The following is a 12500-nucleotide window of genomic DNA, read 5'->3' as shown; positions in this document are numbered from 1 at the left end:
AGATTCGGGAGAAATTCAATTTTTTATTTTTGATCCTTTTCTACTTTGGATTACCGAAAACGATAGGATTTATAACTTTCAAGAATTTGGAACCGATCTTAGTTTGAGCAGGATCCGAACATCCGCCGAGAACTTTTTCACAAAAACCGGAGCTGAGCTCGTAGTTCCTTTAATTATTAACAAAAGTCTTTTAGGAATGATTGTTCTAGGAGAAAGAAAAAACCGAAAAAATTACACCTTGTCCGAAATGGACAAACTCAATGAAATACGTTCCGTTTCTGTAATGGCTCTTTCCAATGCGATTTTCTATGAACGTTTGGTCGAGCTAACCGAAACTCTGGAAGAAAAAGTCAAAATTCGTACCCGAGAATTAGAAAACGCTCAATCACAATTGATTATGTCCGAAAAGATGGCTTCTCTCGGTATAATGGTGGCCGGAATCGCACATGAGATCAACACTCCGGCAGGTGTAATCAACGGAGCGGCCGATAATTTGGATCAAAACATGAATTATCTGATTCAAAATATTTTCGACATCGTCCTCTTGGCGAAACACAGAAAACTCAGGAAGAATTTCAAACTTGTTTTACTCCATCTTCTTCGCGACAAAAAAAATTCCGAACTCGATCCGAAAGAAAAGTTCCGTTTAAAGAACAAACTCAAAGAAGAAATGAAAAGTATGAACTTTAACCCTGCTCTTAATTCTGAACTTTCAAATTTTATCATAGAAAATCAAATCGGAGAGGAAAGAAAATACTTATATAATATTATTCTAAAAGATGACGATCGAGGTTATTTGATGCTTAAAAACGCGAGCAACATCAATCGAAACATTAAAAATATCCGATATGCGATTCGCAATATTGTTAGAATTGTCAAAGCATTGAAGTCTTATTCCCATTTAGACCAATCCAAAACCTTGTCGCTAGCTAATATCGTAGAAGGTTTGGAAAATACACTGGTCATTCTTCATAACCAAATAAAATATGGAATCAAAGTAGTTCGAAACTTTCAGGAAATTCCCTCTGTAATTTGTAATCCCGATGAATTGAATCAAGTCTGGACGAACCTGATTCAAAACGCAATTCAAGCTTTAAAAGGGAAAGGGAAAATCGAAATTTCGGTCTTCCCACAAAACAGTTTTGTCATTGTCGAAATTGAAGACGATGGTCCTGGAATCCCTTTCAAAATCCAGGACAGAATTTGGGATCCATTTTTCACGACCAAAGATCAAGGAGAAGGAACCGGGCTCGGTCTAGGGATCGCAAAAGGAATTGTGGAAAAACACAAAGGTAAAATCACTTTGACCTCGAACCCTGGAAAAACGATCTTTCGAATAGAGTTACCCGTCAATCCAGAAGCCGTCCCCTCGGAAAACATACAATCAAATTCATTCCGAAAATGAAATATACGAACAAGAACGCATTGTGAATTCTTACAAAGACAATTCTGAAATCTCATTCTTTAAGGAAGTTTACACTTTGGTTAAAAAAGTCCCTAAAGGCAAAGTAACTTCCTACGGCAGGATAGCAGCGCTTTTGGGAAAACCCAGAGCCGCTCGTGCAGTTGGCTATGCGTTAAACGCACTTTCCAAAGGTCAGGAACAAAAAGTTCCCTGGCAAAGGGTGATCAACAGTCAGGGAAAAATTTCCTTCCGAGGAGATACAGGTCGCTCCATTCTACAAAAGAAAATGCTCGAAGACGAAGGAATCAAATTCGATTTTACAGAAACGATCGACTTGAAAGTGTTCGGTTGGCCGGATACGATTCCGGATAAACCCGCTCATAAAAAAAGAAAAAACTTGTCCAGAAACCGAGCCCAATCAAAAAAATGATGATAGATCGTTTTGTCGTATTAAAAATAGAAGTTCATTTTAAAATCAGAATGTAGTGTTTGAAACAAAAAACCCCATAAAGATAATGATCTTACTAATCTTTACAGAATAGCATCATAAATTTTAAGACGAATCCCGTTTAGGGACAAAATTCTGACACTCTATTCTGAATAAGAATCAAATTTCCGCATAAAAACGCTGTTCAACGATCGGTATTGAATGAAAGATTCATTTTATAGAGGTTCTTTTCGAGTAGTTCGAAAGAAAAATAGATATTTTTTTGAGATGTTTCTAAAAACTTTCTGTAAATAAAAAGTTAAAATCCTACCTTAAAATTTCTAAGATATGGGAATTCATACAGGAGCATCTATGAAAAAAGCATTCAAAATCTGTAAACTAAACAAGACGTAATCTGTGGGCAAACCACTGCTTTTTAAGAATTTTTAGAAAGATCGGTAACGAAATTTGTTGCTTCCTTTTGAAACTTTACAGGCAGGCTTTAAATTTGGAAGCAACAGTTTTTTTAAATAGAATACTTTTATAAAAAATCATACGATATGGAAATCTATCAATGGCTCAAAAAATTAAACCAGTCACTCTGACGATCGCAGGTTCCGACTCAGGAGGAGGTGCGGGAATTCAAGCAGACTTAAAAACATTCACTGCATTAGATACGTTCGGAACCTCTGCAATCACTTGCCTTACTTCACAAAATCCTTTAGGTGTTACGGGAATTTTAGAAGTGGATGCGGATTTTTTAGAAAAACAAATCTTAGCTGTGTTAGACTATTTTCCCGTAAAATCGATCAAGACTGGAATGTTGTTTTCGACTGACATCATAGAAAAAACGAGTTATCTCCTTTCAAAGAGAAGGAATACTGAAAAAAACTTTTCACTCGTGATTGATCCCGTAATGGTCTCTACAAGCGGCGCTAAACTTTTACAAGAATCGGCAATTGACGCTTTGTTAACAAAGCTGATCCCTCTTGCAGATCTAGTTACCCCCAATTTGGACGAAGCGGAAATTCTCACTGGAAAAAAAATTAGCAAGAGCCAAGAAATGCCGGATTTTGCAAAATTAATATTCGAAAAATTTAAAATTCCTGTTCTTTTAAAGGGTGGCCATTTACAAAATGAGGAAGTCGCGCTCGATATTTTGTTCGACGGAAAAAATATCTCCAAATTTGAAAAACCATTCGTGAACGGATTCTATCCGCACGGAACCGGATGTACATATTCTTCAGCGATTACTTCTTATTTAGCGAGAGGCGAAAAGTTGATCGAAGCCGTTCGATTTGCGAAAGAATACTTACACGCGACAATCGAACAATCTTACATCGTAGGAAAAAATAAAACATTAAATCATACTCCAGTATTTCACTAGAACTTGATCTCAAAAAACTTGTTTCGTCCTCGAGCTTCCCCAAGGTTAAACTCATTTTCGTTTAGCCGCAAGAACCCTGAAATCTACATATAGCAAACTTCAACGAAATGATTGTTCACTTTTCAATACCTGGATCCTTTTAAACCATCAAACTAAAAAATTTTTCGTGAAAGTTTTAAATTTATACGCTATAAAATCGTTTTGCAAAGGGCTTTGACAAAGTAAAATTCATTTCTTTTCGTTTAACAATTCGCCCTCCACAAGTCTTTCCAAAATGATCAAAGGCAAAGATCCATTGTCTAAAACGACGGAGTGAAATTTTCGAATATCAAAGGTTTTCTTTTTATGAACTTTTACTTTTTCTCTGAGTTCGAGAATTTTTAACATCCCGATTTTATACGAACAAGCCTGGCCCGGATACACGATGTATCTTTCTATCTCTGCAGTTACATCTTTCGGAGCCATTCCAGTATTCTGCATCATATAAGAGATCGCTTGTTCCCTAGTCCATCGTTTATAATGTAATCCGGTATCGACTACAAGTCGAACAGCTCTGAACAATTCCGCTTGAAGTCTCCCTAAATCCGAATAAGGATCTTGAAAAAAATCGTAATCCTTTGCAAGACGTTCCGCATACAAGGCCCAACCTTCCACATAGGCTGTAAACGTAATTGTATTTCTAAAACGCGGAAGCCCTTTGAGTTCCTGCATAATTGCAATCTGAAGGTGATGCCCCGGAATGGTTTCGTGATAAGTCAAAGTTTTCATTCCGAACTTTGGAATCTCTTTTGTATCCCTAAGATTTGCATAAAAAATTCCGGGTCTTGAACCATCTAACGCAGGTTCGTCGTAATACGCTCCTGGCGCGGTTTTTTCCTTAAAGATAGGAATTCTATCCACTTCCACTTTGCTTTTTGGCATTTTGAAAAATAAAGATTTTGCTTTCTCTTCCGAATCCTTTAAAATTTTCTTATATTCTTCCAAAGCCTGCAACTTACCTTTCTCATTGTCAGGAAATAAAAATTGAGAATCCTTCCTGAGTTCGGACATTGCATTCGGGATGGATTGATTTTTTCCGAGACTTTTCAAAATCGTTTTCATTTCATTTTGAATTCGAGAAACCTCAGATAAACCGATATTATGGATTTGTTCCGGATCCAATTCGACCGTGGTATGTTTTTTTAATTCGTGAGAATAATAAGCGTCTCCGTCCGGAAGCTTCCAAACACCCGCCCTTGAATCCGCATGTTTTTTTTGCTCTAAAAATAGATTAAGCAATTTTGAATAGGACGGATAAATTCCCGATTCGATCGATTGTTGAACACGTGTCAAAGATCGATCCTTTAAATCTGAAGAAATAGAACTTATTTTTTCGATTTTTCCCCCGAATGAGGTATAGAGAATATTCTCCTTTGCCGGAACCTTGATAAAACCCTCTACTTCTGAGATCAATCGATCCAAAATGAAATCGGGGGGAAGGATTCCCTTCCTATCTCTGTATAAAATTCCCTCAATGAGTTGATCAATTTTTTTAGGAACGAACTCAAGTCTTGCAATGTAATTTTCTACATCTTGAGAAGACTTGATCGGATGTTGAGTTACTAAAAAAGTCGGAAGTTGACTTTGAATCCCGAATAACTGGTTTGCAGGATAATCGTGAAATAAAAACTTTTCACCGGAAATTTTTAAACGAAGAAACCATTCTAGAATTTCGAAAGAAAGTAATTCCTGCCCCGATAAATCTTCCTTTCCATACGACAAAAGTATTTCCAGATTCTTTTTTGCCTTTTCCAAATCCTGTTTTTGTCTTTCAACCGATATATCAGTAAGTTTCTTTTGATAACCATCGATTCCGAAATTGTTTAAAATTCCAAGAGAAGTCAGATATTCCGGGTCATTCAAAATAGATTCCCAAAAGATCTTTTCATAAAACAAACCGAGCGTCAGAGGTTTGAAAAAAATCGTATGTAAAAACAGGGTTAAAACTAAGGAAAGTAAGATTAAAATTCCGAAAAGAATCCTTTTAAAAAGAGAAGATTTCGACATAGTAAAACAGAATAAGAAACATTCGGAAAAATGAAAATTTTATTTTTGTAAAACAAATCGAAATCACAAATTTTTACGCTTCTGCCACTTAAGAAATCAAAGCCTATCCCAAAACCTCGGAATATAGGAACCTCGACGAGAACTTAACAGTTATAAAATATGCTCGAAAGCTCGTAAACTATCAAAAAGACGTAATTTGTGGGAACTTATATATTTTATTACGAACTTATTGAATGACTGTAACTGATTTCTTTTAAAGTTTTTAAGACAGACCCTTAGTAAAAAAATTTAATTTTCAAACTCCGATTTCTTTTAAAATTCCATCTTTATTCGATTTGTAAGAATTCCTATCAAAGTAAATTTCTAATATTAATATGCAATTTTTATAATTTAGAAAGAATTTGAACAAAAATTGAGCTTAGGAACAATATTATTCAATACTGCAACAACCACTTCACAAATCCTAATCGAATCATCATTATACAACTTTAAAGATTGAGATAAAAATTCATTTTTAATTTTGAGTTTTATCCAAAAACTATAACCACTTTAATCATTCCTAAAAATACAATAACTCTTACATACAAGCTTGTTTTTTACGAAAATCAAGATCCCATTTGACATGATTCCTTTACATCGAACCTCGTTAATCAATAGCTCAAGGACCAAATATTCTTTCGAAATACTTCGAGGTAATTTATAATTTTTTAAACTAACGGAACAATAACTAAGAGAATAAAAGAAATCAATAACGTCCAAATTCCGGCGGAAGACAAAGAAAACCAAAGAGAATTCTGCCATTGTATTAAAGGTGTCGCAACGAATAAGATCATTCCTAGGTAGGAAATTGCGGGAGAACGATCGTAAAGGTGTTTTTGCCATTCGATAAACCCTTCCTTAAAATCCTTTACATCTCCTCGAAATTTTAGGTCCAAGATCAATTCCCCGATCCAACCTGAGATCGAAAATATCAGAGCCCACAAAAAAAATAAAATCGAAACGTATAATGGAATCGTTTCGAACTTAAGAAAAATATGAACTACAAAAAGAATTAATCCCAAAACCGGCAAAGCAGGATAAAGAATTTTGGTTCTGAAGAACTTACTTTCAGCCGCAAAGCGAAAAAAAGGAATCGAATTCTGAGACTGAAACGATCCGCAGAATACGCACTGGATCGACTCCACTAAGATATGCGTACCACAATTTCTGCAAAATCGCTTCTTCTCATTTTCCATTTGGCGATAAAAGATCAACTCTGATTGACGAGTTGATGGATCAGTCGATGTAAAAAGTCGACATCCGGAGTTCCACTTTTTGGAAAAGGTTTATTATTGATGAACAAAGTCGGAGTGGAACTAATTTTCAGTTTTTCAGCCTCGTCTACTTCACGATTGATATGATCTCTGATTTTGGTAGAACTCATACAAGCACGGAATTGATCCATTTTCAAACCGCTCTTTTCAGCAAGACGAGTTACAGTCGCTGCGGTGTGCATTACGCCCGCTTCATTGTCATCATAAAGACCCGTATAAACCAGATAAAATTTATTCTGCTGATTTGCACAAAGTGCCGCGCTAGCCGCGATACAGGAACTTGCCTCTGGAGATTTTCTTCCGACAAGACGATTACAATTTCCGTCCAATGGAAAATTCTTATAAGCCACTTTAATGATTCCTTCGTACTCGTTTAGAAAAGATTTCAGAATCTTACTCGTGTGCATACAATGACCGCAATTAAAGTCCGCATATTTTACGATCGTAATCGGAGCATTCAAATCACCAAGAACGGGGACATCTTTCAAATCAATTTGAACCGTCTGAGCCGTTTCAAATTCTTTCAACTGCTCTGAAATAGACTTTTCACCACCCGCGCTGCCGGAAACCAGTCTGGTTCCGCCCGTGGAAATTCTTCCTCCGTAAAGACCGAGAACGAAAAAGGAAAAAATCACAATAAGAAGGTTTACGAAACTTCCACTGAACGAATTCAGAACCGCCCGAATCGATTTATCGGAAAGGGATTTAAAAACGGGAAAGTTTACCACAAGAAGTGCGATCGTTACGAAATAGGTTGCAACACAAAGACCGCATAACGCTTTTATTACTCCTACGGAAAGCAAAAACAGACCTAAATCGACTACAAATCCAAGAATCAAAACATAAAATGCAAATCTTAGATTTTTTTCCAAGGTTTCTTTTTTAATTTCGGACAACACGAAAAGAAAACCCACAAAGCCGTAAAAAACAAAACCAAATAACGCAATCGGAATATCTCCAAGACCGGGAACGTTTCGAATCGCAGAGTAAGTACTTTCGGAAACTTTATCGCAAGAACCGAATTCGCTGAGTGCGTTGCAAAGAGTATCTCCGATCGAATTAGGATCGCCGTAGTATTTTTGAATAAGCAAGAAGGAAAGAATTAATCCTAATGCGGAAAGAATGATTGATATTTTATTTTTAGATAATTGGCCCATGAACGTCCCCAATCTTGTAAGATCAATTACCTTTATGTATAGTTCCTTTCCAGGTGAAAAGAAAAATCTAATTTACCCTTTAAGTTTCCTTAAATGGAAGAAATCGCTTCTGCAAGATCCAGCTTTCCTTCGTACAAAGCTTTTCCCGTAATCACACCATAAAGTGGAATTTTAGTTTTAAGAGACGAAAGATCCATAAGATCTTTAAGAGAGGAAATCCCACCGGAAGCGATGACTTGAAACGGGTAAGAATTTAAGATTTCTTGATAGGCTTTCAAGTTCGGTCCGGCAAGAGTTCCATCTTGAGCAATATCCGTAAAAACAACATGTTCGATTCCCGCTTTTGCGAGGCGATCCATCAGATCTCGATAACGAACTCCCGAGTCTTTTTCCCATCCTGCAATTTTTACAATCCCGTCTATTGCATCTACTGCGACGACGACTCTCTCTTTTCCGTAGTTATCAAGTGCGAACTTTAAAAGATCAGGATCCGTTACTGCGGCCGTTCCGAGAATAAAACGATCAATTCCAATTTTATCGTAATAAGCCAATTTCTCTTTGTCTCTAATTCCGCCGCCTAATTGCACTTTGAGTGAAGTCGTTTTACGGATTTTCAAGATGGAATTTTCGTTGATACCAAGTTGATTTCTAGCACCGTTCAGATCCACGAGATGAAGTAAGGTCGCCCCGTTTTTAGCAAAACCTTCCGCAAGTTTCCAAGGTTCGGAAGAATAAATTTTCTTCTCCTTGTAATTTCCTTTGAATAAACGAACTGCGCAATTATCGAATAGATCGATGGCCGGAATGATAATCATACGAAATGAATGAAATTCTCCAAAAGTTTAAGTCCATGGATATGAGATTTTTCGGGATGGAACTGAGTCCCAAAAATGTTATCTTTTTCCACAACGGCCGGAAATTTCTCTTGGTAGTAATCGCAAAGTCCGGTAATCGCATTTCCTTCTGCGCTCGTCGGTCTGTAAGAATGGATGAAATAAAAAAAAGACTGATCGCTGATTCCCTTTAAAAGAATACTTTTATCTTTTCTACGAATTTGAAGCCGATTCCAACCGATATGAGGAACCTTAAAATCTTTTCCCTGAAATTTTCTGATCTTTCCTTTAATATATCCCAAACCCTCAATCTGCTCTTTTTTAGTACCTTGAGCAATTTCTTCCGAAGATTCGAAAAGAATTTGAAAACCTATACAAATCCCGAAAAGAGGTTTTCCGGAACTTACATGTTTATTGATCGTTTCTCGAAGTCCGGTCAAACTCAAATTCTCCATAGCCCTATCAAAATGCCCGTCACCTGGCAATATTAGAGCTTTTGAATTTTCTATCGTTGCCTTATTTTTCGTATAAACGAAATCTTTCGTATAAAGAGATACGGCTTTGATACAGGAATGAATATTTCCCATTCCGTAATCTAGAATAGCTATCATTCCAAAACTCCTTTTGTGGAAGGAATCGCACCTGCAGTCGCGGAGTCTTGTGCGATCGCCATTCTAAGAGCTTTACCTAGAGCCTTAAAAATGGACTCGTGAATATGATGTCTGTTATCTCCGTAATGAACGAATATATGCAGATTCATCTTTGCATTCAATGCAAGTTTTTGTAAAAATTCCAAAGAAAGTTCCGCATCATAAATTCCGAACTTACCCGTTAGCTCGGGACCGGTATATTTAAAAAAATACCTACCACCCAGATCCACGGCTACGGTTGTAAGAACTTCATCCATAGTAAGAGTAAAATGTCCGTATCGAAAGATTCCAGCTTTGTCACCTAATTGTTTATGAATCGTAGTTCCCATTAAAATCGCAGTATCTTCTACGGAATGATGGCAATCGATTTCGATGTCCCCTCTCAACCAAAGATTCAGATCAATTAATCCGTGTTTGGAGATATGAGAAAGCATGTGTTCAAAAAAAGGAATTTCAGTATCGAATTGATACTGACCAGTTCCGTGGAGATTCATTTCCAATTTGATCTCGGTTTCGGCGGTTTTTCTTTCTGCTTTCATTCTAACTGGATCATAGAATCGGATCAACCTCCGTGTCAATGAATTCCAAAATAATGGGTGACGGAAAACCCAAACCTTCTGAGATTGTAAAGCGGTTTCACACTGCACGCCGAAGTGGCGGAATTGGTAGACGCACTGGCTTCAGGTGCCAGCGATCGCAAGGTCGTGGGGGTTCGAGTCCCTTCTTCGGCAGAAATTAATATAACAATCAAACATGGACTCGAAGCGAGAATTTGAAAGTGTTTTGAGCTTCCGTAAGAAGCGAAAAACACGACCGAACCACACGATGTGGTGAGGCAAGTTCGAGACGCCCCGGAACTAAGTCGAGCACGACGTGAGACTGTGAAGGGGGCGAGTCCCTTCTTCGGCAGAAATTAATTGATTATCTTTCCGAGCTTCGCCGAAAAAGTAGCGATTCCTAACATTCCGCCAAGAATCTAACGAGTCTGAAATGCTATTGTTTTGTAAATATCTAGGATCAATTTTTGCATTTCTAAAAAGCCTAATTTCATTTTAGATCTTAAGATTGCGACTTAAGATCGGATCTCGGTTTTTAATTCGGCACGAATTTCTGCGATCTCTTTTTTAACATTTAAAGCTTTTATTCAAGGATGAAAATCGGATTGAATTTTGAAATTTTTATAAAAGCAAAATAAATTTCATCAATATACAAAACTAATTTTGTTAGAATAAAAATCGATGATTCCATAAACTGAGAATTTTTTATTGAATCTAGAATTCAGCAGATTCTTTTCAAATTTTAACGTGAATGCAAGTTCGAGGAAAAAGTGGGACTTGAAAACAATTCGTTTTTGATAGAATACTTTTCTTGAATTTATCCAATGAAATCCACAATAGGATCAAGATCGCTTATAGGAAACGGAAATTTGAATTGGTTTCAAAGAAAACGACCAACGTAAAGAAAGTTGCAAATAGTGAATCGGGAAAAAATGCAGATCTTCTCAATCCTAGGAAAAAACCTTCTCAAAAAAGATCCATCAATCGAGTTCAAAGGATTTTAGACGTGGTCGCCGGACTTTTGGAAAAGAATGGGCCCGAAACAATTACCACAAATATGATTGCAATCGAAGCAAGCATTCCGATCGGTTCCTTATATCAGTATTTTCCGAATAAACACGCAGTTTTAAACGCAGTCGGCCAAAGACATTTGGAAAGAATCAATTCAATGCTTTCCGAAATTTTTCAATCCGACCTTAGCGGAAAATCTTGGGAAGATTTGATCGATTTAGCAATCGATTCTTTTGCAAACTTTTATCTTACGGAACCCGGTTTTGCCCCTCTTTGGTCTTCTATAAAACAAGATCCCGAGCTGGTCGAAATCAATCGGGAGAATAATTTAAAAATCTCCGAGAAGGTTTCTATGATTCTTTCTCAATTTAACGTGGATCTTGCCGAAAATAGAATTATCTCGAAAATTATTGTGGAAGTTACTGACGCAATTTTAAACCTCTGGCTCCGAGAGCAAAAGGATAAGGAATTTTCAGACAAAATAATCATCGAATTGAAAATCATTTTAAAATCTTATCTGACTCGATACTTCCCCGGAGGGCAAAACCACCTTGATTCGGATTCTTATTTTTGAATTTCCCTTAACTACTTTTTTCGTTTTTTTAATGGTCGCGACTTTTTTTATCGTGAACATTTTTCTTCCGGAACATCTGATTCGACAATATTTCCTAAATCATCCCGGACAAATCCAACCCGTGTCTTGGATTGGAGCCGTATTCTATCATGGAAGTTTAATACACTTATTTGGGAATATGTTTTATCTTTTTTTCCTGGGTAGAGCCGTAGAATACAAAGCAGGAAAAGGAAAATGGCTTTTGTTCTTTTTTATGGCAGCTTTAATTTCTTCCTTATTGGATTCTTTTATTCGCGGAGTCATCTTACACGATTCGACTCCAGTGGTCGGCGCTTCAGGCGCTATCTCAGGCATAGCCGCAGTAGCCGCATTACTTTCTCCATTTTCTCTTCGTTTCAACCATAAGAACATTCCATTTCCAGTTTTTTTAGTGGCATGGATTATGGTTTATTCCGATCTTACGAACGTTTTTACCGAAGACGGGGTTGCACGTTGGGCCCATTTAGGCGGTTTTATTTCCGTCATCTTTGCAGCTTATTTTTTAAAACCTACGGAAAGAAAACAGCTTCATTCCGGTTTTATCCTTAACTTAATCTTCATCATATTGGCTTTGATTCTAGCCTTCTTTTATTCAAGCCGTTGATTTTTTTCAGCTTAGAATGGATCTTAAAACTTATCGAATTGTTTCGTCGTCAAATTCATCTCTCGTTAATTTTGGTACATTTTCATGCGTCCAAGTAGCAAGACTTTCAAACTTACCCGATGATTAAAACCGATTTCTCCTTAGGTTTTGGGTAGGCGCTTATCAAATCCATATCAGAACAACAAATCGAAAACATACTCAAGTAAACGATTTCATCTTGTATGTTCGTTTACAACCTTACGGACCGAAAGCTTTGCAATCGGGATAAAAATGATTGTCAGCAAGGAAAAAGTATCAGCCCCTGTAGGAAATCCGGAGAACCAATCATCCTTGAGCAAACACGGCTTCTTTCAAATTACTCAAAAACTTTTCTTGAGAAAAGGAGACGAACTTCTGATTCTCAGAGATCGCAAATCCGGCCTGGGAGACCTTCCCGGCGGAAGAATGAACGAAGATGAATTTTTCGAAGATTGGAACCTTAGCATGGAACGCGAAAT

12 protein-coding genes, 1 tRNA gene and 1 pseudogene (2 of these 14 only partly in view) are annotated in these 12500 nt (G+C 37.0%); 7 read left to right on the top strand and 7 right to left on the bottom strand.

The annotated features are described in order from the left end of the window. From LEP1GSC190_RS00565 to thiD, 3 genes are all read left to right on the top strand, one after another. Nucleotides 1–1405 carry the 3' portion of an ATP-binding protein gene (locus tag LEP1GSC190_RS00565; protein ID WP_004279854.1) on the top strand. Its footprint begins 341 nt before the window's first position, so 1405 of the gene's 1746 nt are visible here — the last part of the coding sequence; its start codon lies beyond the left edge, outside the window; it ends in the stop codon at nt 1403–1405. A gap of 22 nt (nt 1406–1427) precedes the next feature. Continuing rightward, nucleotides 1428–1835: an MGMT family protein gene (locus LEP1GSC190_RS00560; RefSeq protein WP_004279772.1), complete on the top strand. Its 408-nt coding sequence runs from the start codon at nt 1428–1430 to the stop codon at nt 1833–1835. Between the two features lie 571 nt (nt 1836–2406). Beyond that, nucleotides 2407–3219, top strand: a complete 813-nt coding sequence (gene thiD / locus LEP1GSC190_RS00555) for a bifunctional hydroxymethylpyrimidine kinase/phosphomethylpyrimidine kinase (RefSeq protein ID WP_002763519.1) — start codon at nt 2407–2409, stop codon at nt 3217–3219. A gap of 228 nt (nt 3220–3447) precedes the next feature. On the opposite strand, the gene LEP1GSC190_RS00550 is transcribed toward thiD, so the two are convergent. The 6 genes from LEP1GSC190_RS00550 to hisB all read right to left on the bottom strand — a co-directional run bounded on the left by LEP1GSC190_RS00550 (nt 3448) and on the right by hisB (nt 9796). Then, nucleotides 3448–5265 (bottom strand): DUF885 domain-containing protein, encoded by a 1818-nt coding sequence (locus LEP1GSC190_RS00550; protein ID WP_004279908.1) that lies wholly within the window; start codon nt 5263–5265, stop codon nt 3448–3450. 707 nt (nt 5266–5972) lie between these two features. After that, the gene (locus tag LEP1GSC190_RS00545) at nt 5973–6500 is read right to left on the bottom strand and encodes a hypothetical protein (RefSeq protein WP_036036351.1); all 528 of its coding nucleotides are present in this window, start codon (nt 6498–6500) and stop codon (nt 5973–5975) included. A 14-nt stretch (nt 6501–6514) separates the two neighbouring features. Continuing rightward, a complete protein-coding gene (locus LEP1GSC190_RS00540) occupies nt 6515–7735 on the bottom strand; it encodes a vitamin K epoxide reductase/DsbA family protein (RefSeq protein ID WP_004279907.1) in 1221 nt (406 codons plus the stop codon). An 89-nt stretch (nt 7736–7824) separates the two neighbouring features. After that, on the bottom strand, nt 7825–8550 hold the full coding sequence (gene hisA / locus LEP1GSC190_RS00535) for a 1-(5-phosphoribosyl)-5-[(5-phosphoribosylamino)methylideneamino]imidazole-4-carboxamide isomerase (protein WP_002763476.1): 726 nt from the start codon (nt 8548–8550) through the stop codon (nt 7825–7827). Further along, the gene (hisH, locus tag LEP1GSC190_RS00530) at nt 8547–9179 is read right to left on the bottom strand and encodes an imidazole glycerol phosphate synthase subunit HisH (RefSeq protein WP_002763502.1); all 633 of its coding nucleotides are present in this window, start codon (nt 9177–9179) and stop codon (nt 8547–8549) included. Before hisH ends, hisA begins: the two co-directional genes overlap by 4 nt. Further along, complete coding sequence (hisB, locus tag LEP1GSC190_RS00525) at nt 9176–9796, bottom strand: imidazoleglycerol-phosphate dehydratase HisB (protein WP_004279827.1); 621 nt, start codon at nt 9794–9796, stop codon at nt 9176–9178. Before hisB ends, hisH begins: the two co-directional genes overlap by 4 nt. Nucleotides 9797–9865: 69 nt before the next feature. On the opposite strand from hisB, the gene LEP1GSC190_RS00520 reads away from it, so the two are divergent. Beyond that, nucleotides 9866–9949 (top strand) — tRNA-Leu (locus tag LEP1GSC190_RS00520). Between the two features lie 182 nt (nt 9950–10131). Here LEP1GSC190_RS00520 and LEP1GSC190_RS20665 read toward each other — a convergent pair. Beyond that, nucleotides 10132–10347: pseudogene (locus LEP1GSC190_RS20665) on the bottom strand (LA_3696 family protein); the annotation flags it as partial. 302 nt (nt 10348–10649) lie between these two features. On the opposite strand from LEP1GSC190_RS20665, the gene LEP1GSC190_RS00510 reads away from it, so the two are divergent. From LEP1GSC190_RS00510 to LEP1GSC190_RS00500, 3 genes are all read left to right on the top strand, one after another. Further along, nucleotides 10650–11360 carry a TetR/AcrR family transcriptional regulator gene (locus LEP1GSC190_RS00510; protein ID WP_036047631.1) on the top strand — a complete coding sequence of 237 codons (711 nt, stop codon included), beginning with the start codon at nt 10650–10652 and terminating at the stop codon, nt 11358–11360. Continuing rightward, nucleotides 11338–12003: a rhomboid family intramembrane serine protease gene (locus tag LEP1GSC190_RS00505; RefSeq protein ID WP_002763520.1), complete on the top strand. Its 666-nt coding sequence runs from the start codon at nt 11338–11340 to the stop codon at nt 12001–12003. Before LEP1GSC190_RS00510 ends, LEP1GSC190_RS00505 begins: the two co-directional genes overlap by 23 nt. A gap of 330 nt (nt 12004–12333) precedes the next feature. Beyond that, nucleotides 12334–12500, top strand: partial view of an NUDIX hydrolase gene (locus LEP1GSC190_RS00500; protein ID WP_002763491.1) — the beginning only. Its footprint extends 268 nt past the window's final position; the window shows 167 of its 435 coding nt (coding positions 1–167); its start codon is at nt 12334–12336; its stop codon lies off the right edge, out of view.

The organism is Leptospira mayottensis 200901116 (assembly GCF_000306675.2).
GTDB classification, from domain to species: Bacteria; Spirochaetota; Leptospiria; order Leptospirales; family Leptospiraceae; genus Leptospira; species Leptospira mayottensis.
The sequence above is the reverse complement of the archived record's forward strand: the minus strand, read 5'-3'. Positions and strand labels throughout refer to the sequence as shown.

Coding starts and splice junctions, on each gene's coding strand:
- thiD (WP_002763519.1), top strand. CDS start 2,407: ATGGCTCAAAAAATTAAACCAGTCACTCTGACGATCGCAGGTTCCGAC.
- LEP1GSC190_RS00550 (WP_004279908.1), bottom strand. CDS start 5,265: ATGTCGAAATCTTCTCTTTTTAAAAGGATTCTTTTCGGAATTTTAATC.
- LEP1GSC190_RS00545 (WP_036036351.1), bottom strand. CDS start 6,500: ATGGAAAATGAGAAGAAGCGATTTTGCAGAAATTGTGGTACGCATATC.
- LEP1GSC190_RS00540 (WP_004279907.1), bottom strand. CDS start 7,735: ATGGGCCAATTATCTAAAAATAAAATATCAATCATTCTTTCCGCATTA.
- hisA (WP_002763476.1), bottom strand. CDS start 8,550: ATGATTATCATTCCGGCCATCGATCTATTCGATAATTGCGCAGTTCGT.
- hisH (WP_002763502.1), bottom strand. CDS start 9,179: ATGATAGCTATTCTAGATTACGGAATGGGAAATATTCATTCCTGTATC.